This window comes from Vibrio sp. V38_P2S17PM301, assembly GCF_009904845.1.
GTDB classification, from domain to species: Bacteria; Pseudomonadota; Gammaproteobacteria; order Enterobacterales; family Vibrionaceae; genus Vibrio; species Vibrio proteolyticus.
In genome coordinates, this window is sequence record NZ_WXWO01000108.1 from 17,783 (window position 1) to 36,115 (window position 18,333).

Here is an 18,333-nt window from a genome sequence, read left to right on the forward strand (position 1 = left end):
GTTTGCTGACGCAGAACGGCCTTTTGGTTTGTGCTCAGCTTTGCCACTCGGTTTCACAATACACGGAATGCGCCTGCGGTTCGATTTGCAATGGGATGGTCTGACCGCTGGCGAGGCGCTGGTAGTTTTCCAACTGGTGTTGATCGGTTTCTCCCCAGTAGTGCGGAAACTGTTGGGCAAATTGTGCGAGAGTGGCAACCGCTCTTTGATGCTCTCCCAGCGCGCTGTGAGCACGCGCCAGATAACGGGCCTGCAGCCGAGTCGTCACCGGGTAGTGTTGCAGCGCCAGCACCCGTTGGTATTGTCCTTGATCCAGATAGAGTTTCATCAACGAGTAGACCGCGTAATGATGAGTGGTTGGTGCGCTGCCGTTGTCCCCAAGTTCGATGGCCTGAAGCAAATACTGTTCAGCCTTGGCCGTGTCACCCTGCGCGGCGTACCCCCAACCGAGGAAGATGTGCGTTGACAGTGCCAGCAGCGGATTATCCAACTGAGGCAGCAATTCCGTCATCCGTTGGATTGCCTGCTGCAGCTTCAGCTGATCGGCAGCGAACAGCCCCTGATCTAACATGGCAAACGCGAGATAAAAACGAACCATCTCACGAAAGTGCGGGTTGCCTAAGGTTTTAGCGTATGTCTGAGCTTCACGGAATAAAGCTTCTGCGCGGCGGCCCTGATGCTGCTGGAGATGAAAAAAACCCGCGTACAGCAGTGCCTCTGTCAACTCGTAAGGCTGATGCAGCTCACGGTACGCGGTGATGGCTTGATCCAGCGCCTGCTGCCGCTCACTGAGCGGCAGGCTGTAGTTGCGAGCTATCGCCAGTTGCGTGTCTGCTATGCGTGGCCGGTAATCCAGCTGTTGATAGTAATTCAGGGCCTTTCTCAGTTGCAGGCCATTTTGTCTGATGTCTGACCAAGGGCTCTGCTCCAGCCCTTCATTCGCCTGATTGCCCAGGTAGAACAACATGTCGGCCTGGTCATCCAGCGCCACCAGATTATCGCTCAGCGCCCGGGCGCGAGTGAGCCACTGCTGATGATCACGCCATTGCATCGCGGCCCAGGCAGCTCTGGCCGCCAGGCGATAACTGAGCAGCTTGAGGGCTTTGTCTTCGCTTTTTTCGGCCAGCGCGACTGCCTGAGCCACTCGTGGCTGCTGGTCTTCGTCGCCGCGCCGCCGGGCCAATTCAGCGTGCCAGACCGCAACGAACGCGGCCAGCACCGGATCACTGTCGGTGAGCTGTTTGGCGACGGTAACCAGAGTTTGCTCCGCGCTTGTCCACTCTCCAAGCAACACTTGGCTGCGACCCAGATAAGCCTGGGGCCACAGATCACTAGGGTCCAACACCGCCGCTGCACTGAAATAACGCCGAGCCTGATACGCCCCTTGCTGCTCAAGTGCACTGATCCCCTCGGCAAAGCTTTCAGAACTGAGTTTGAGGAAGGTTTTACCACTGCTTTTCTTTGGCATTGCCTGCGGATTGAGCAGCAGGTTGATTTGCTCCCCGACGGCGTAGATTTCCCCCGGTAACGACGGATAGCTGATACTGCCTTGCTGTATGCGTCCATCGGCGTGGATCAGCCGGAAATCCAGCACCTGCTGTTGATTGTACAACCGGACAGCGGCGGTGATGGCGACATCGGCCTGACGTGCATTCAATAACGTACGAATGTCGCTCTCTGAGGTCGGTTGCGTCAGGTTGGCGTTTAACAGCCACATCTGACTCTGGCTGGGGGAGGTGATGTCTGCCTGCGCATTCTGGCGCAGCACCATAGACAGCATGTCTGCCAGCCCCAGTTCTACCCAGTTGAGTTCTGCCAGGCCAGAGCGGTTATGAAACGGCATGACAACCACATGCTCGCTGGCCGATGGTGGCTTGGATGCTGTCCATGGCAGCAGTTGCCAGGCAGCCACGGCGGTAACCACCAGACATAACGTAAGCGCTGCCCAATGGACACGGCTGAGCCTGAGCCAGTTGGGTGACGTTTTGGGTATGATGATGTCTTGGCTCGCTGGTATCTCGTCAACCGTCACGGCTGCGTCGGTGGCAAGCGGCATAATCCATTGGTAGCCGCGTTGCGGATAGGTACGTACATAATGCGGTTGCTGCGCTTTGTCCCCCAGTGCTTTGCGCAGATCGCGGATACTTTGAGTCAGAGACGTATCGCGGAACTCACCATGCTGCCACAGTGCGCCGAGAAGCTCGTCTTTGCTGACCACACGATCGCGATGTTCGATCAGATAACACAGTAGCTCGGCGACTTTATGGCGCAGTTTAATTTCCTGGCGTTGGTCATTGCTGCTCATGTCATACAGATAACCGGTTTGTGCATCAAATTCAAAATGGGCAAATCGAACCATAGTCGGACACGGCTGTTTAAAAAATCGTGACGGAATAGTAAATCACTTCCATGTTTGGGCTCAATGGTATTGGTCATCGTTATGGGCCGTTTTCGGTGGGATTTTAGATGATTTTATCTCGATTTTAGCTGGATTTTAGGCCGATCTGATATGGCCGGAAGTTAGGCAGGATATAACTTGAGGCAACTTCACGCTCTCAGGACCCGAACGATGGAAACCACCATTCAGACGTTGCTGTTTCAAGGCCAACCTTCCTTCTATTTACTCGCTGTGGTGTTTGCCGCCGGTCTGCTGACCAGCCTGACTCCGTGTGTTTATCCGATGCTGCCGATCACGGTTTCGGTTGTGGGCAGCCAGGCCCGCACACGATCACAAAGCGTGGCTTTTTCACTCTTGTATGTCCTCGGCCTAGCGCTGGTCTACAGCCTGCTTGGCTACCTGGCCGCCAGCAGTGGGCAACTGTTTGGCACCGTGGCCACGCATCCACTGACTTTGCTGTTGGTGGCTGGCCTGTGTCTGCTGATGGCGCTTTGGATGTCGGGATGGGTGGCAATGCCCAACCTGATGACAAGCACGGCAATTTCGGTGCGAAGTGCCTGGCTGAATGTATTACTGGCAGGCGCGGTATCTGGACTGGTGATGGCGCCCTGTACCTCCCCGGTACTCGGCATGATGTTGATGTACGTCGCGGCAGACGGGAATCCGGCCTGGGGAGCGAGCCTGATGTTCGTATTCGCTTTTGGCATGAGTGCCTTGCTGATCGCCGCCGGCTCTTTTACGGGCCTGCTGACGACCATTCCACGCTCGGGGCGCTGGATGTTGGTGGTCAAATGGTTGATGGCATTACCGATGTTTGCCGCGTCTTTTTATTTCTTCTGGCAGATTTTTACCCTCCTACGATAAGGAACTTACTATGAAAAAAACGCTTCTTAGCGCGTTTGGGCTGGTGTCGGCCCTGCAACTTGGCTTGGTCAGCACAACCCATGCGGCGGCGCTGCCTCAAGCTCCGGAACTCACGGCTCAAACACTCACTGGTCGTAGTATCGACCTCAGCCAGTTTCGTGGCGAAAAGCCGGTATACCTAAAATTCTGGGCGACGTGGTGCAACTACTGCAAAGCGGAGATGCCGCATTTGCAGTCTATTAAGGACAATTACGGGGACGAGGTGGAAGTGATTTCCGTTAACGTGGGCTTTAACCAGACGCCGGCAGGCGCACAAGCTTATATGCAGCGTAATGGTTATGACCTGCCAGTGGTGTTTGATGCCGATGGCGCCATTACCCGTAGTTTTAACGTGGTGGGTACGCCGCAGCACATTCTGATTGACCGCGACGGCCATATCGCTTATCGCACGTTTCTTGCCACGGATCAACTTGACCAGATGATCGAACATTGGTCTGAAGACAAGCCGCAAGGAGAACAACGATGAACTACCTAACACTAATCACGCTGAGCTTGATGTGTTTCTCCGCGGCTGCAACCAGTTTGCCGCATCGTGTTGAGAGTGTCGCCGGCCAATCCATTGAACTGACGCACAATACGCATCTGGTGTTTTTCAATATCTGGGACAATTACGATGCCAAAAGCGGTGCGCTGAAATACGTCGATTCGCTGCCAGATACTTTTACGGACCAGTTTCCGACCGTTTGGATCCAGCCGGATCTGAACATTACCCAGGCACAAATGAAAGATTATCAACGATTCTTTCCTCAGGTCACGCCGTTGGTACTGGACCGTGGATTTGCCATGATGAACCAGATGCAAATCTGGCAGACGCCGCATCACGTGCTGATTGAAGAAGGGCGGGTGGTGTTTTCTGGCAGCGATGATGAGTTAAGCCGTTCGCTCAATCTTAAAGTGGCCAGCACGTCAGCATCCAGTGCCGCCGTGTCCGAAGCTGACACACTCGCCACCGACTACCGCCGCCCTGATGTGGGAGACAACGCGCCCAAGTTTGATCGTCAGACGCTAAGCGGTCAATCCGTTTCTCTGGCATCGTTGCTCGACCTGCAGCCTCAGGCTGTCTCGCTGGTATTTTTGGACTCCATGTGTCCGATGCCCCACTATCCTGATTGCGAAAATAAAATAGCGCTCCTGAACCAGAAAGTGGCGTCCGAGTCTGACCGGGCCTGGGTGGGAGTGATCAGCCCATTTTATGTCGATGAGTCTGTGGCAAACGACTTTGCCAAGCGCATGAAACTGGATATTCCGTTGATCTTTGATCACGGCAACGCGATATTCCACGCCTATGGCGTGCATGCCACACCGTATCAGATTGAGGTCAATCCGCGTGGGCGCATCACAGCGCGGGGCGAGTTACCTTAACGGTTCGGCAAGGTCTTTCACGGCTTTTGTTATGCACGGCGTCTGCGGTTAATTCGGACGCCGTTTGCTCTCAGACGCTTATCCTTTTGTTAATAGTATCGACGGCAGAGAGCAATTTTGGTTAGATAGGCGCTCGGTATTTATCGGTTCTACGGTAAGGCGCTGCGGCGCTATTGCTTGAAACGATCTGCAAGGATAAGGTTCTGATGTTAAGGATGATCACTAATCTCTTTCCGCTTTGGGCGGTATTGTTGTCGGCGGCCGCGTTGTTTCAGCCTCACTGGTTTGTCGACTTTAAACCTCTGATTGTGCCGCTACTGGCTGTCATCATGCTGTCGATGGGATTGACGCTCAAGCCGGCAGATTTTGCCAATGTACTAAAGAATCGCGCCGCGGTGACCGTTGGTGTCGCGCTGCAGTTCACCGTGATGCCGCTGGTGGCGTTACTGGTTGCTCGCGTTATGCAATTTGACCCAACTCTAACGGTGGGGATGATTCTGGTCGGTTGCGTGGCGGGCGGCACTGCCAGCAACGTGATGTGCTTCCTGGCGAAAGGTGACGTGGCGCTGTCCATCAGCATGACGGCACTGAGCACCTTGATCGGGGTGGCGGTGACTCCTTTGCTGGTGGAGTTGCTCGCTGGGCAGAGCGTGGATATTCCCGTGGCGGGCATGTTTGTCAGCCTGCTCAAAGTGGTGCTGCTGCCGGTGGTGGTGGGCGTGGTGGTCAACACGTATCTGCATCGGCTGGTCGAGCGGGTCGCGCTGTTTCTGCCGCTTATTTCAATGGCCGTGATTGTCTTCATCATCGCGATTGTCGTGGCACTGACGGCCGGTAAACTCCGGGAAGTTGGCCCCGTGGTGCTGGTGGCTGTCATGATGCATAATGCGATTGGTTTGGCGGCCGGGTATTGGGTCACCTTAATGTTGGGCTTTGATAAACGAGTGTGCCGGACAATCGCATTTGAAGTCGGGTTACAAAATTCCGGACTGGCAACGGCGTTGGCGATGAAATTTTTTGCCCCCGGTGCCGCGATCGCCGGATCGATATTTTCTATCTGGCATAATATCAGTGGTTCAGCGCTGGCCGGGTATTGGTCGCGACGTCAGAGTGGTTGTGATGCGGTGATGACGGAGTCCTGAAAAGCAGTGCTCCCGGAGAGAAAGATGTTAATAGTAAAAAGACTGATAAAACTGGCGATCATCTGTGTGGTGTTTTTTACCCTGTTTGACTTGCTGTCGTACGGTGAAATCACCTGGCACCTGAGGCTGATTCAGGCGCTCAGTGGGCGTTAAGGGTAAGTTGGTTTAAAAAAGCCGCTCGGTTGAGCGGCTTTTTTCATCCGGTTATCAGGCAACCAGAGCAGTCAGTACTCCAATCAGGCCGCCGAACACGCCGCCCCAGACCACCAGCCAGCCTAAGTGCTGCTTAATCATCTTCTGCACGATCTCCTTGACCAGTTGAGGTGTCAGCTCATTGAGGCGCTGATCGATGATGTTTTCGATATTGTGCTTGATCTCATCCATCATCGCCGGCGATTCCAACTGCTCTTTCAGCGCCGCTTTGACATTGTCGCTCTGACTGATTTCAATGACGGATGCCTGCATTTTTTCGACAAACGGTTCTTTGAGTGGTTGCAGTGCTTCGGTGCCGCCAAACATCGCCAGCATGCCACCAAACGGAGAGTTAGCAATTACTTCCACCAGCGAATCGAAGGTCGGATTAAAATCGACGTTAGCGATCACGGGCTCCAGATCCAATGTTTTATCGCCGGACATCTCTTTGTTCAGAAACCGGTCGATATTGGTGTCGGTGAAAAATTGCTCCATCATCAGAGTTTTAATTGCGGCTTTAAACTCTTCGAATCGAGCGGGAATCACGCCAGAGCCATACAAGCCGGGCACTTTTTCAAACAGCATATGCACAGCCAGCCAGTTGGTGATGGCGCCGGAGAAAGCGAACAGACCAGCGTAAAATGCGATCTGGTTGTCAAACTGATAACCACCGGCCAAAACGGCGATAGCAACAATATTCGTCAGTAAGCTCTTGTTCATGTGGACTTATCGATAAGGGGAATAGATGGAGCAAGAGTATATTAATGCCCCCGCGGTGTGACAAGGTCTTCGCAGCAAGATAAGTCAGGATGCAACGAAAAGTATCAGAAATGTTTATTCTATGGGCTATTTGGATACTTACAGTCACTATTTATTGTTGGCGAGTGGTTAGGATGTAGGTCCACTTTCATTTGAGGAGAACATCATGAAATCCACTTTATTGGCGTTGGTCGCCGCTTCATCTCTGACGTCGCTGCCGACTTTCGCTTTGCAGTTGCACAGTCAGGACATCCAGGAAGGCCAGCCGATGCGGGCGGAATTCGAGTTTCAGGGATTTGGTTGTGCGGGTAAGAATCATTCGCCGCAACTGAGCTGGAGCGGGGCGCCCAAGGGGACTAAGAGTTTTGCGGTCACGGCTTACGATCCCGATGCGCCCACAGGCAGCGGCTGGTGGCACTGGAGCGCGGTGGATATTCCGGCGAAGGTCACCGCGTTGGCCAAAGGGGCGGATTTGGGCAAGTTAGGTGCTGTGGAGCTGCGCAACGATTACGGTCATCCGGGGTTTGGCGGTGTGTGTCCACCACAAGGCCATGGTATGCATCGCTACCAGTTTACCGTCTGGGCGTTGCCGGTTGAAAGTCTGGATCTGCCTGAGAATGCCTCGCCAGCGTTGGCCGGGTACATGCTCAATAGTATCGCTTTGGATCAGGCAACGTTGACGGCCACCTATTCTCGTTAAAGGAGGCGTGATGACAGAGCGGGCATTTTCGGTCAGTTATTATCAGGGTTTGCATCCGCAACATTTGCGTAATGTCGCGGTGCTGGTGCCTTCGCTGTTCTGGATTCAAGCGGGCAGTAAGCGTGTGTTTCAGGCGCACCAGACTGCTGATATTGAGGCGGGGATGATGTTGCTGGTGTCTGCTCGTGAGCGGCTCAGTTTTGAAAACCGGCCGGCGCAGGGCCGGTTTTGTTCTCTGCAAGTGAGCTTTCACATCGCGCCTGCTTGCGACATGCTGGAGTATAGCCGTGGCTGCGCCTCGGATGGCAGCGGGGCGCTGTTAAAACCGGATAAAGCGCTGCAAGAGACGCTGCGTCACCTGAGCCAGCTTGATATATCGCGCTACAGTCTCGCGACACAGACCCATTGGTTAAACGCCCTTTATCAACAGTTGGCGGAACACGGCCGCTTACATCTGCTGTTCCCGGCAGAAGAGGACTCGCTGCTGGTGCGGTTGATTCGTTATTTGAGTCGAGCGCCGGGTGAAGCGCATTCGATGGAGCAGGTATGTCAGTATTTTGCCATCAGCCGGGCGACATTGATTCGCCGTTTGAAAAAGCACGATACCCGCTTTCGGGATGTTGTGCTGCAGGTCAGAATGAACCATGCACTGGCGTTAATGCAAGGAGGGGAGCGTCAACAGCTCGCTCTGGCACTGGCTTGCGGATATCAATCGCCGGAGCGATTCAGCCAGCGTTTCAGCCACTGGTTTGGCATTTCGCCCAAACAATATCTCAGAACACTGCCGCAATAAAAACGGCGACCTGAGGCCGCCGTTATCAGTGATGTGTGAGTTACGCGCTTTGCTGCTCCGGCTCTTGTTCGCCAAGGAAACCGCCGGTCTGGTGCGCCCACAATTGCGCGTAGATGCCATTGGCTGCCAGCAATTCCTGATGAGTGCCTTGCTCGACGATGTGACCTTTGTCGAGCACGATCAGGCGATCCATGGCGGCGATGGTGGATAGACGGTGGGCAATCGCGATCACGGTTTTGCCTTCCATCAGTTCGTAAAGGCTTTCCTGAATGGCGGCCTCGACTTCTGAGTCGAGTGCTGAGGTTGCTTCGTCCAGCACCAGCAAGGGCGCGTCTTTCAGCAATACCCGGGAAATGGCGATACGCTGACGCTGGCCACCGGACAATTTCACCCCGCGCTCGCCAACCTGAGCGTCGTAGCCTGTGTTGCCGAACGGATCGCTGAGCGTCTCAATGAACTCATGCGCATGTGCCTGTTTGGTCGCGCGGAGCAGATCGTCTTCGGTCGCATCCGGGTTTCCATACAGCACGTTGTCGCGAATTGAGCGGTGCAACAGCGAGGTATCCTGAGTCACCATACCGATGTTGCGACGCAGCGAGTCCTGCGTGACGTGTGAAATTTCCTGGCCATCAATTTTAATCTGGCCACCTTCCACATCGTGAAAACGCAGCAACAAATTCACCAAGGTCGATTTGCCCGCGCCAGAACGGCCCACCAGGCCGACTTTTTCTCCCGGTTTGATGTGGAGGTTAAGATGATTGATGACGCCTTTCGCCTCCTCTCCGTAGTGAAAACTCACATCATCAAACTCAATGCCGCCCTGATGTACCTGCAGATCTTTCGCTCCGGGTTTGTCTTTGATGTCGATGGGTTTGGCCATGGTGCGCATGCCGTCGACGACGGTACCCATGTTTTCAAACAAGGCCCCGACTTCCCACATGATCCACATCGACATCCCATTAATCCGCAGCGCCAGACTGATGGCAATCGCAATCGCGCCTATGGAGATGGCGTTGTCCATCCACAAGAAGATCGACAATGCGGCTATCGAGAACACCAGAATGTAGTTGGTGATTTCCACTGCGACGTCAAAGCCGGTGACCAGACGCATTTGTCGGTATACCGTATCCAGAAAACCCTGCATGCCTTTTTCTGCGTACTGGGTTTCCCGTTTGCTGTGTGAAAACAGTTTTACCGTGGCGATGTTGGTGTAACTGTCGACGATGCGGCCGGTCATGGTCGAGCGGGCATCAGCCTGTTCGGAGGCGACCTGTTTGAGCTTCGGAACAAAGTAGATCTGAATCGAGACATAACACAACAGCCAGATCATCATCGGGATCATCAGGCGCCAGTCGGCCTGAGCCAGCAAAACAATGATTGAGGTGAAATACACGGAAACGTACACAAATACGTCCATGCTCTTCATAACGGTTTCCCGCACCGCCAGTGACGTCTGCATTACTTTAGTGGCGACGCGGCCGGCAAAGTCATCCTGGTAGAAGTTGAGGCTTTGCTTGAGCAGGTAGCGATGCGCCAGCCAACGAATCGACATGGGATAGTTACCAAGCAATGTCTGATGGACCAGCAGTGAGTAGCCGACAACCAATACCGGCATGACCACCAACAGCAAGCCGCCGTAAAACATCAAGTCACTGCGATTGTCTTGCCAAAAGGTCTCAGGGTTACTGCTCGACAACCAGTCAACCAGATTGCCCATTGCGCCAAACAGCGATACTTCGACGATCGCCACCACGGTGGCCATTAAAGACATGATCAGCAGTGGAATTTCAAAGCCGCGCGTGTAATAACGACAAAACGCGAAAATACCTGCAGGCGGTTGTTCCGGTTCTTTGTCGGGGAAAGGTTGGGTGAATCCTTCAAATTTCTTAAACATAATTCGTCCTAAAAAGCCAACGTCATCAGCCTGTCACCTCATGGTGTTTGTATCCGTCAAGGGGGTTATTGGGTGTATTGATCAGGCAGAGTGCTGCAATTGTATATGAAATGTGCACATTTAGGCAGGTTTTCCCACTTCATTCACTTGCATAATATGCGAGCAACGCAAATATTACGTCTTGGTGGTAGTGAAAATTACTGTAAAATGGTTATTGTTCAGTTAAATCGTTAAGTTTTGGATGATGAAAGTCTGAAATTCAGCAAAATCAGGCTTAACAATATGTTTACAATCTGAATAAATTTAGTGAAGAGATGAGTGTCCGAACATGTTGCAGGAACAAGAAAAATTAAGTCCGGATTACCAGACCGTCCAGAACGCCAACTGTGTGGTGATGGTGCCGCCGAAGGAGTTCAAGTATAACGCAGAGACGGCTCAGGACAATGAATTCCAGCATCAGGTTGACCTGAGCGATAGCCAGGTACGCCAGCAAGCAATGGCTGAATTTGATGCGATGGTGGCCACGTTACGCCGTGAAGGCGTGCAGGTTGTTGAGTTTGATTATCCGCTTTCGGCAGTGGAAACGCCTGATGCGGTTTTTCCGAATAACTGGTTCAGTACCACGGCGGAAGGCGGCTTTTATACGTTCCCAATGGCGTGTCAGAACCGTCAGCAGGAAGTTCGCCTTGATGCGTTAGTTGAGGCATTAAGTGACGCAGGCCGTTTGGTCAGTCATCAGGACTCACTGGTCGATTATCTCAACAGCAATGCGCACCTGGAAAGTACCGGCGTGATGGTGATTGATCACGTTAACCGGACAATTTACGCGGCGTTGTCTCAACGTTGTGATCGCGAAGTGCTGGAAGATTATGCTGAGCGCATCGGTTATTCACGCGTGGTGTCGTTCCAGACTGCATTGCCGTCTGGCCATCCGATTTATCACACCAATGTGATGATGGCGATTGGCGAAGGATTCTGCGTGATCTGTGATGAAGTGATCCCGGAGTTTGAACGCCGTTTCGTGCTCAAATCACTGGCCAAAGACAAGCAGGTGATCTCGATTTCGATAGATCAAATGAACCGATTCTGCGGCAATATTCTGCAGTTGGAAACGGTCAATGGTGACAAAGTGATTGCGATGTCTCAGTCGGCGTTTGATGCGTTCTCACCCGCGCAGCGCGCACAGTTGTCGAGTCACGGTAAACTGCTGCCCTTTAATGTGAAAACCATTGAAGACATCGGTGGCGGCAGCGTGCGTTGTATGTTGGGCGAAGTGTTCCTGCCAAGTCGCAAAAATCCGCTGTAACCTATCCGTTTGCCGTCGGCGCCGCTCATGATTGGGCGGCGTCGCTGTTTTTGCGCCACTTTATTGGTCTCACTACCATTCGACACTGGATTGGCGGATAAAAACGCGGATCATCAGCGCCCCGGTGGCTGGTAGGCGAGTGAGGTGTCGTTTCTCATAAAGACATTACTGGCGATCACGCTGCCCCCGCATATCAGGCCGAGCGCGGTCCAGGTTTCTGGCGTTGGAACCTCGCCAAACACAGGAATGGCCAGCAAAGTAGCGACAGCTGGCGTGGCAGAAGCGAATGCCGCAGATCGCTCCGCACCCAATTTAGTAATCGCATGCAGATAGGTAAACGCCGCCAACAGACCCGCCCCAACGCCTTGTAGCAGGATATGCCCGCTGACCTCTTTCCACGGCCAGTTGACCAAGGCGGTTTGTGCCAGATGGCTGTCGAGGCGTCCGCTGACAATCAATACGAGTAATGCGCCAGCAGAGACCAGAGAAATATAACCCGCGCTGACCAAAGGATGCAGATTGGCGACCCGGGCACTGATGGTGAACATTGCCCACATCAGGCTGCCAAGTAGGAATAGCATGTGGCCATTCAGTTGCGCATAGTTATACGTGGAAAGGCTGGAATAAAGGAACAATCCAATGCCGCTGAGCACCAGTGTCAGGCCAGCCAGACGGTGACGGCTGAGCGGCTGAGCATAGCAACTCACGGCAATCGCTGACACAAACAGTGGCAGTGTTCCGGGGATCAGGGCACTGCCATGAGCCACGGGCGCATACTGCATGGCGGTGCTGGCCACCAGCAGATAAGGCAGGCCGCAGCCAACTAGCATGCCGACGTGGTAACGACGTGGGACGGCCAGCAATTGCTGACGCGCTTTCATTACCCAGGGTAACAGCACCAGGGCTGGGAAGATAAAGCGCGCTAGCGCAATATCCGCAGGAGTCAGTGCGGAATTCGCCCCGCCTTTAAGTGAAAGAAAAAAACCGGACCAGAGCAACAGTGTGGCCAGTATCGCCAGATACCCAGAAATCATAACCGTCTCGTGAGGTTGGACACATTGGATACCATTATGAAAAGGAAATAACGCATTAACCGGGCAAGTTGTGGTAAAAATAAAGTGATCTATGATTGAATCAACTCAGTTTTAATTATTTTTTGATAGAAAAATGCAAAGGATTGAAAATGGACCGAATCGATCGTCACTTGCTCAGGTTGATCCAGCAACACGGCCGGCTCTCGACGGCTGAACTGGCGGACATGGTTGGTTTGTCCGCCTCACCCTGTGCGAGGCGGCTGAAACGTCTTGAGGAGTGCGGGGTGATCGACGGTTACCGTGCCTGCCTGAACAAGAGCAAAATCGGGGTGGGTATGACGGTCTTTGTTGAAGTCAGTCTCAATAATCATCAGGCCAGTTCGATTGATGATTTTGAACAGGCCGTGATGGCGATGGAAGAGGTGATCAGTTGCCACGTGGTCTCAGGTGCCTACGATTATCTGCTTGAGGTAGTCAGCAAAGAGCTGGCGGGTTATGAATCTTTCATCCGTAAGCTCCAGCAACATGAAAACGTCAAAGATATCCACACCCATCTTGCGATTCGCCAGGTCAAAGGTGAGGGCATATTGCCTGTCTTTATCTGATCAGCAGCGAGTGCCGCACACCGGTGGTGAGAGGACTCGTGCTCGTTGTCGGAGAGTGGCTGGGATTCGGTACATGAAGCGGGGTCGTAAGCGACGACTCTGTCACGCTTGTAGCGCAGGCGCTTGAAAAGCGTTTCAGGATGGGGCAAGGTGTGTTTTTCTCAATGTTGCGACATGTTCGGATAGCTGCCCCATGCCTGAAAAAATTCTGTCATCGATTGTTGTGCTGCCACTGCTGCTGAGTACGTCGGCACTGGCGAGTGTTGAGCCAATCACCCCGCAACAATGCAAAGTGATGCGGGAAAAAGGGGCGATAAGCAATGAATCTCCGATTCAATGCGATCGCCTGTCGACGGTACACGTGCGCCACTATGATTTTAATGGCGAGGTCAAACAAGGCGCGGTGGTGGTGATGAATTCGGTTGCGCATCGTGTTGAGCGCATTTTTGAGGCACTCTATCAACGCAAGGTGCCGATGCAATCCGTACTGCCCATTGAACACTTCAACGGCAGTGACAAAGCGTCGATGACGGCCAACAACACCAGCGGCTTCAATGCCCGGCCGATGACCGGCGGCACGGAGTGGTCGAAACACGCATTTGGTCTGGCTATTGATATCAATCCGGTGCAGAACCCGTTTATCGACATTGATGATCATAATCGGGTCAGTGTACAGCCCGAACAATCCACCAAGCAGTATCTGAACCGATATACCTACCGGGCTGGCAAACCGGTTCGCAGTGGTATGGCAGAAGACGTGATCGATATTTTCGCTGAGAACGGTTTTTTGACCTGGGGCGGTTACTGGAACTACCCCATTGATTCACAGCACTTTGAAGTCGGACCGCGTGCGCTGGTCAACCGTTTGGCAGCGGAACCGGGCAAAGCGCGAGGGGTTTTCGAAAAATACATTGCTGACTACCTGACCTGCATGAAAGCGTCCACTCAGGCGGTACACGAACAGGCCCGGGCGATTTGTGTTCAGAAGGTAACGAAAAAATTCTCTAATTGGGCCCCTTCGCGCAAATAATGCCACCTATTTGGGACGATACGCTGTTGGTAATTCTCCTTTTTTCGTTTACGTAAACCCAGAGAATAGCAACAAAAATAGCCCCATTCGGGCTATTTTTTGGACCGATGATCAGGCGGTTTTTTCGCTGTCGCGGTTGAACGCCCAAGCGTACATCAGCTCCAGAGCAATGGTGGCGCCAGCCAGTGCGGTAATGTCACTCTGATCGTAGGGCGGCGATACTTCCACCACATCCATGCCGACAATGTTCATCCCGGCCAGGCCGCGAATGATTTTCAGCACTTTGTCCGAGTTGAGTCCACCACAGACCGGTGTACCGGTCCCCGGGGCAAAAGCCGGATCCAGACAATCGATATCAAACGTAACGTAAACCGGTTTGTCACCGGTGATGTCGCGGACCTGAGTGACGATGTCAGCGACGGGTAGATCGTTGGCTTGCATCGCGTTGATGACATTAAAGCCATGACGCTCCTGAGCGTACTCGGTTCGGATCCCGATCTGAACCGAATGTTTCGGTGAGATCAGGCCTTCATTCGGCGCATGATAAAACATGGTGCCGTGATCATAACTGCTGCCATTGGCGTAGGTGTCGGTATGCGCGTCAAAATGAATCAACGCCATCTCACCGTGGTGCTTGGCATAAGCACGCAGGATGGGCAGGGTAATGAAATGATCCCCTCCCAGTGCCAGCATGGTTTTGCCGCTTTTCAGAATCTCTGAGGTGGCCGCTTCAAGCCGGTAGGTAAAATCTTCTGCGTCGCCACAATCAAACACCAGATCGCCAGCATCGATCACTTTGGCGCGTTTGAAGACGTTAAATTCCCAAGGAAACTTTTTACCCTCCCAGGCCAGATTCACTGATGCACGGCGAATCGCATCCGGGCCCATCCGGGCACCGGGACGTCCTGATGTCGCCATATCCAGCGGAACCCCAAGCACCACCAAATCGGCATCGCTTTCCAATGGATTGCGCTGATAAGGCTGACGCAGGAATGTCATCGCATTGGAATAGAGTGAATAATCGGTTTTGCTAAACAAATCATTCATTTAAAAGTCCTCTAAGTAAGTATACCCGCTCAGACCCTGTTCCAGTTCATCCAGAATGGTCTGCTGTTCGTGGCCGGATACGCGCAGGCGCACCAGTTCGCGGTAATGTTCACGGATGCTGTCTACATCAATATGGACGTAGCGCATCATATCTTCCACCGTATCGCCTTCGTTGATCGACGTCAGTTCAGCCTGGCCATTGTCATGGATGTTCACTACCACGCTGTGCGTGTCGCCGAACAGGTTGTGCATGTCACCCAATATTTCCTGATACGCACCGACCAGGAAAAAGCCCATCAAATAGGGTTGATCTTTGGTCCACGCTGGTACGGGTAGGGTCGTTTCAATGCCTTGGCCTTCCACGTACTGTTCGATTGCTCCGTCAGAGTCACAGGTGATGTCGAGCATCACGGCGCGGCGATCGTCGAGACGGTCCAGTCCTGACAGTGGCAGGACCGGGAATACCTGATCGATACCCCAGGCATCCGGCAGCGACTGGAACAACGAGAAGTTGACGAAGAACTTGTCTGCCAGACGTTCGCTAAGCTGGTCGAGGATCGGCCGGTGGAAACGGTTCTTTGTGCTCATCTTGTGACTGAGCTGATGATATATTCTCAGCGACAGTTGTTCTGCCCAAGCACGTTGCTGCAGGTTGAGAACGCCCGTGGCGAACTGAGAATGCACTTCGGCCAGGTCACTCTGAGTGTCATTGTAAATTTCAATCAGTGCGCGAGCATCCATACCATCTTGCAGGCACTCCCAGTTACGCCACATATTTTGCAGCAGAAGAGGGTCGTGCCACTCCGGTTCAGAGACACTCTCCGGATGGTACGCTTCGGTGCCGATGACGTTTGTGATCAGGACCGCATGGTGTGCCGTCAGTGAACGGCCTGATTCCGAAATGATCACCGGCGTTGGCTGTCCGTACTGCAGGCAGACGTCACCAACGGTATTCACTACGTTGCGTGCGTATTCCGCCAGACCGTAGTTCATCGAGTTGGACGACTGGCTGCGTGTGCCGTCGTAGTCCACCGCCAAGCCGCCACCGATGTCGAAATAGTCGATGTGTGCCCCCATGCTGCGCAGTTCGCAGTAGAAGCGGGCGGATTCATTGACACCGTTGCGCACGTCACGAATGTTGGCCATTTGCGAACCCAGATGAAAATGCACCAGTTGCAGCGCATCAAGCATATTTTCACTGCGCAGCCGATCCATCACATTGAGTACCTGCGATGCGGAAAGACCGAACTTAGATTTCTCACCACCGCTGGACTGCCATTTGCCTGCGCCTTGCGATGCAAGACGAATGCGGATCCCAAGCCGGGGTTTTACGTCCAGGCTTTTGGCCTCTTTCAGCACTAAGTCGAGCTCAGACATTTTCTCCAGCACAATAAAGACTTTATGACCGAGTTTTTCGCCGATCAGAGCCAGACGCATGTATTCACGATCTTTGTAACCATTGCAGACGATGACTGAGCTGGCTTTCTGCGCCAGGGCCAGTACTGCGAGCAGTTCAGGTTTACTGCCGGCTTCCAGACCCAATTGTTTGGTTTCCAGCTGAGCCTGACTGGCCAGTATCTCATCGACTACTTCACGCTGCTGGTTTACCTTAATCGGATACACCAACAGATAATTGTTCGGGTACTGGTACTCTTCAATTGCCTGATTAAATGCCTGACAGATGTTGTGTACTCGCTGATGCAGAATTTGCGGAAAACGCACTAACACCGGCAAGCTGAGACCTTGCTGTTCGATCTGGTGTACAATCTGGCTCAGCGGCATCGGATGCGCATTATCGTTGCGTGGCGAAACGTAAACTTCACCGTTGTTATCGATACCGTAAAAACCCTGACTCCAGTAATGGACGTTGTAATCAGCACGTACGCTGTCTAGTTTGGATACTTGTTCCACATTTCATCTCAAGCAATCGTTATCTGCTGGCTGAGTCGGCCACCAAGATAAAACAGAAAACCGTGACCTGCCGCTGGTGGAGGTCACACCCGACACGGTGTCGCGTCAGCGCGCATTAACGGACAAAAGCGGGTGTGAGTCTAATGATTAAAATTTGTCGTCACGATTGAAAAACGGCGCGATTCGCTGACGAATCATCACTGCTGTATATCTATGAAAAATTCTGCTATCGACGGCCGAAATGAGCGTGTTTTTCTCACTCAGAATGCGATTGTGGCCGCTGACCAGCAGCGCAATGTATGGCTGATAGGCAAGGATCAGCGTGTTACCCGCCAAACCGTGCAGTTGGGCGACAACATTGCCAACGGCATGGTGATCGTCGAGCAAGGGGTGAAGGTTGGTGAACCAGTCGTGACAACCAGTTTACAGAGCTTGCATGATGGCATCAGCGTCCGGGTGATCCAACCCGACCATCAGGTATTATGTCGGATGCCACTGCAACAGATGAGCCGCAACCTCAGGAGTGCTGTCATGAAGCTGCCGGAATAAACACCCGGTGTTCGCCACAGGGCCGGATTCAGTCGGACAGGTGAATATCGGTCTGGTGTTGGTCAGTGGACTGATTGCGGGTACGTTCTTCTCGTTGTTTATTGTCCCGACCGCGTATGCGCCACAAAAATAAACGCATCTAAAATGGGCTTTCTTTATCCAGCTCACTGCACATTTCGACAATGGCAAGCGAAAGCCCGGATTTAATGATTTGTTGTTGCCGCTGTAGTTGCAACTGATAAAAATCCAGATCGATATCGCCATCCGGTTCCATGACTTCAAGTTGAACCATGCCCATTTTCTGCACCAGATTCAGTTTGCGTATTGGCTCAAGTATCGTCGGGTCGGTAAATTCGTACTCAGCACCATCGCTGTTTAGCTTGTTACGTAGCTTAATCAGATCTTCAATATCGTGGTAAATCGAGTCGGGCAGAACGCCTAAACCATACAACAATTTGAGACGAACCGCCGGATCACCCAATGGACCGGAATCGTGCAGCAAAGGGCCAACCACCGATTGAACCGCGAAGTTGTCTTTGCGGAAAATTCGTTGCATCAGCACATCAATGGCGACTTCGAATATCTCCACCGTCGCAATAAAAAAACCGCGTACCGAGGGGGTATTGTTGAGACGCTCTAAGATTTCGGTTTCGTTTAACTGGTCTGCCATAAAGTGATTAACGTTGT

Annotated in this window: 19 protein-coding genes; 12 read left to right on the top strand and 7 right to left on the bottom strand. The window is 52.9% G+C overall.

The genetic code is table 11. The features are described from left to right. Positions 1-34 precede the first annotated feature (34 nt). Complete coding sequence (locus CAG64_RS22595; RefSeq protein ID WP_161489034.1) at positions 35-2,359, bottom strand: winged helix-turn-helix domain-containing protein; 2,325 nt, start codon at positions 2,357-2,359, stop codon at positions 35-37. Between the two features lie 210 nt (positions 2,360-2,569). On the opposite strand from CAG64_RS22595, the gene CAG64_RS22600 reads away from it, so the two are divergent. The 5 genes from CAG64_RS22600 to CAG64_RS24000 all read left to right on the top strand — a co-directional run bounded on the left by CAG64_RS22600 (position 2,570) and on the right by CAG64_RS24000 (position 5,979). Further along, positions 2,570-3,262 carry a cytochrome c biogenesis protein CcdA gene (locus CAG64_RS22600; protein WP_161489035.1) on the top strand — a complete coding sequence of 231 codons (693 nt, stop codon included), beginning with the start codon at positions 2,570-2,572 and terminating at the stop codon, positions 3,260-3,262. 10 nt (positions 3,263-3,272) lie between these two features. After that, positions 3,273-3,788, top strand: a complete 516-nt coding sequence (locus tag CAG64_RS22605) for a TlpA family protein disulfide reductase (protein ID WP_161452262.1) — start codon at positions 3,273-3,275, stop codon at positions 3,786-3,788. Further along, entirely contained in the window at positions 3,785-4,684 is a 900-nt protein-coding gene (locus tag CAG64_RS22610) for a peroxiredoxin family protein (protein WP_161489036.1), read from the top strand. The genes CAG64_RS22605 and CAG64_RS22610 overlap by 4 nt, the downstream gene beginning before the upstream one ends. Before the next feature lie 206 nt (positions 4,685-4,890). Continuing rightward, positions 4,891-5,826, top strand: coding sequence for a bile acid:sodium symporter family protein (locus CAG64_RS22615; RefSeq protein WP_161489086.1), 936 nt, complete (start codon positions 4,891-4,893; stop codon positions 5,824-5,826). Between the two features lie 24 nt (positions 5,827-5,850). Further along, positions 5,851-5,979, top strand: coding sequence for a hypothetical protein (locus CAG64_RS24000; RefSeq protein WP_040902863.1), 129 nt, complete (start codon positions 5,851-5,853; stop codon positions 5,977-5,979). A 54-nt stretch (positions 5,980-6,033) separates the two neighbouring features. Here CAG64_RS24000 and CAG64_RS22620 read toward each other — a convergent pair whose 3' ends face one another. Beyond that, positions 6,034-6,738, bottom strand: a complete 705-nt coding sequence (locus CAG64_RS22620; protein ID WP_161452269.1) for a DUF445 domain-containing protein — start codon at positions 6,736-6,738, stop codon at positions 6,034-6,036. A gap of 205 nt (positions 6,739-6,943) precedes the next feature. Here CAG64_RS22620 and CAG64_RS22625 point away from each other — a divergent pair, with 205 nt between their 5' ends. Together CAG64_RS22625 and CAG64_RS22630 are read left to right on the top strand one after the other, a co-directional pair. Next, complete coding sequence (locus tag CAG64_RS22625; RefSeq protein ID WP_161489064.1) at positions 6,944-7,477, top strand: YbhB/YbcL family Raf kinase inhibitor-like protein; 534 nt, start codon at positions 6,944-6,946, stop codon at positions 7,475-7,477. Positions 7,478-7,487: 10 nt separating this feature from the next. Next, entirely contained in the window at positions 7,488-8,270 is a 783-nt protein-coding gene (locus tag CAG64_RS22630; protein WP_161489065.1) for a helix-turn-helix transcriptional regulator, read from the top strand. 40 nt (positions 8,271-8,310) lie between these two features. Here the strand turns inward: CAG64_RS22630 and CAG64_RS22635 are convergent, their stop codons facing one another. Next, entirely contained in the window at positions 8,311-10,164 is a 1,854-nt protein-coding gene (locus CAG64_RS22635) for an ABC transporter ATP-binding protein (RefSeq protein WP_021706268.1), read from the bottom strand. 328 nt (positions 10,165-10,492) lie between these two features. Here CAG64_RS22635 and CAG64_RS22640 point away from each other — a divergent pair, with 328 nt between their 5' ends. Further along, positions 10,493-11,470 carry an arginine deiminase-related protein gene (locus tag CAG64_RS22640; RefSeq protein WP_161489066.1) on the top strand — a complete coding sequence of 326 codons (978 nt, stop codon included), beginning with the start codon at positions 10,493-10,495 and terminating at the stop codon, positions 11,468-11,470. Positions 11,471-11,583: 113 nt separating this feature from the next. Here the strand turns inward: CAG64_RS22640 and CAG64_RS22645 are convergent, their stop codons facing one another. Continuing rightward, positions 11,584-12,504 carry a DMT family transporter gene (locus tag CAG64_RS22645; protein ID WP_161452278.1) on the bottom strand — a complete coding sequence of 307 codons (921 nt, stop codon included), beginning with the start codon at positions 12,502-12,504 and terminating at the stop codon, positions 11,584-11,586. 149 nt (positions 12,505-12,653) lie between these two features. On the opposite strand from CAG64_RS22645, the gene CAG64_RS22650 reads away from it, so the two are divergent. After that, positions 12,654-13,109 carry an Lrp/AsnC family transcriptional regulator gene (locus tag CAG64_RS22650; protein WP_021706265.1) on the top strand — a complete coding sequence of 152 codons (456 nt, stop codon included), beginning with the start codon at positions 12,654-12,656 and terminating at the stop codon, positions 13,107-13,109. Between the two features lie 193 nt (positions 13,110-13,302). Then, entirely contained in the window at positions 13,303-14,139 is an 837-nt protein-coding gene (locus tag CAG64_RS22655; protein WP_021706264.1) for a M15 family metallopeptidase, read from the top strand. Positions 14,140-14,250: 111 nt separating this feature from the next. On the opposite strand, the gene speB is transcribed toward CAG64_RS22655, so the two are convergent. Both speB and speA read right to left on the bottom strand, forming a co-directional pair. Next, the gene (gene speB / locus CAG64_RS22660; RefSeq protein ID WP_161489067.1) at positions 14,251-15,186 is read right to left on the bottom strand and encodes an agmatinase; all 936 of its coding nucleotides are present in this window, start codon (positions 15,184-15,186) and stop codon (positions 14,251-14,253) included. After that, positions 15,187-17,097 (bottom strand): arginine decarboxylase, encoded by a 1,911-nt coding sequence (gene speA, locus CAG64_RS22665; protein WP_161489068.1) that lies wholly within the window; start codon positions 17,095-17,097, stop codon positions 15,187-15,189. A 213-nt stretch (positions 17,098-17,310) separates the two neighbouring features. Here speA and CAG64_RS22670 point away from each other — a divergent pair, with 213 nt between their 5' ends. Both CAG64_RS22670 and CAG64_RS24005 read left to right on the top strand, forming a co-directional pair. Continuing rightward, on the top strand, positions 17,311-17,646 hold the full coding sequence (locus CAG64_RS22670) for a hypothetical protein (RefSeq protein WP_161489069.1): 336 nt from the start codon (positions 17,311-17,313) through the stop codon (positions 17,644-17,646). A 7-nt stretch (positions 17,647-17,653) separates the two neighbouring features. After that, positions 17,654-17,779 carry a hypothetical protein gene (locus tag CAG64_RS24005; protein WP_272924832.1) on the top strand — a complete coding sequence of 42 codons (126 nt, stop codon included), beginning with the start codon at positions 17,654-17,656 and terminating at the stop codon, positions 17,777-17,779. A gap of 6 nt (positions 17,780-17,785) precedes the next feature. On the opposite strand, the gene CAG64_RS22675 is transcribed toward CAG64_RS24005, so the two are convergent. Further along, positions 17,786-18,316 carry an MltR family transcriptional regulator gene (locus CAG64_RS22675; protein WP_161489070.1) on the bottom strand — a complete coding sequence of 177 codons (531 nt, stop codon included), beginning with the start codon at positions 18,314-18,316 and terminating at the stop codon, positions 17,786-17,788. Between the last annotated feature and the right edge of the window lie 17 nt (positions 18,317-18,333).

Excerpts from the sequence above, each read along its gene's own strand:
- CAG64_RS22595 (WP_161489034.1), bottom strand. The coding sequence starts at position 2,359 with ATGGTTCGATTTGCCCATTTTGAATTTGATGCACAAACCGGTTATCTG.
- CAG64_RS22600 (WP_161489035.1), top strand. The coding sequence starts at position 2,570 with ATGGAAACCACCATTCAGACGTTGCTGTTTCAAGGCCAACCTTCCTTC.
- CAG64_RS22605 (WP_161452262.1), top strand. The coding sequence starts at position 3,273 with ATGAAAAAAACGCTTCTTAGCGCGTTTGGGCTGGTGTCGGCCCTGCAA.
- CAG64_RS22610 (WP_161489036.1), top strand. The coding sequence starts at position 3,785 with ATGAACTACCTAACACTAATCACGCTGAGCTTGATGTGTTTCTCCGCG.
- CAG64_RS22615 (WP_161489086.1), top strand. The coding sequence starts at position 4,891 with ATGTTAAGGATGATCACTAATCTCTTTCCGCTTTGGGCGGTATTGTTG.
- CAG64_RS24000 (WP_040902863.1), top strand. The coding sequence starts at position 5,851 with ATGTTAATAGTAAAAAGACTGATAAAACTGGCGATCATCTGTGTGGTG.
- CAG64_RS22620 (WP_161452269.1), bottom strand. The coding sequence starts at position 6,738 with ATGAACAAGAGCTTACTGACGAATATTGTTGCTATCGCCGTTTTGGCC.
- CAG64_RS22625 (WP_161489064.1), top strand. The coding sequence starts at position 6,944 with ATGAAATCCACTTTATTGGCGTTGGTCGCCGCTTCATCTCTGACGTCG.
- CAG64_RS22630 (WP_161489065.1), top strand. The coding sequence starts at position 7,488 with ATGACAGAGCGGGCATTTTCGGTCAGTTATTATCAGGGTTTGCATCCG.
- CAG64_RS22635 (WP_021706268.1), bottom strand. The coding sequence starts at position 10,164 with ATGTTTAAGAAATTTGAAGGATTCACCCAACCTTTCCCCGACAAAGAA.
- CAG64_RS22640 (WP_161489066.1), top strand. The coding sequence starts at position 10,493 with ATGTTGCAGGAACAAGAAAAATTAAGTCCGGATTACCAGACCGTCCAG.
- CAG64_RS22645 (WP_161452278.1), bottom strand. The coding sequence starts at position 12,504 with ATGATTTCTGGGTATCTGGCGATACTGGCCACACTGTTGCTCTGGTCC.
- CAG64_RS22650 (WP_021706265.1), top strand. The coding sequence starts at position 12,654 with ATGGACCGAATCGATCGTCACTTGCTCAGGTTGATCCAGCAACACGGC.
- CAG64_RS22655 (WP_021706264.1), top strand. The coding sequence starts at position 13,303 with ATGCCTGAAAAAATTCTGTCATCGATTGTTGTGCTGCCACTGCTGCTG.
- speB (WP_161489067.1), bottom strand. The coding sequence starts at position 15,186 with ATGAATGATTTGTTTAGCAAAACCGATTATTCACTCTATTCCAATGCG.
- CAG64_RS22670 (WP_161489069.1), top strand. The coding sequence starts at position 17,311 with ATGAAAAATTCTGCTATCGACGGCCGAAATGAGCGTGTTTTTCTCACT.
- CAG64_RS22675 (WP_161489070.1), bottom strand. The coding sequence starts at position 18,316 with ATGGCAGACCAGTTAAACGAAACCGAAATCTTAGAGCGTCTCAACAAT.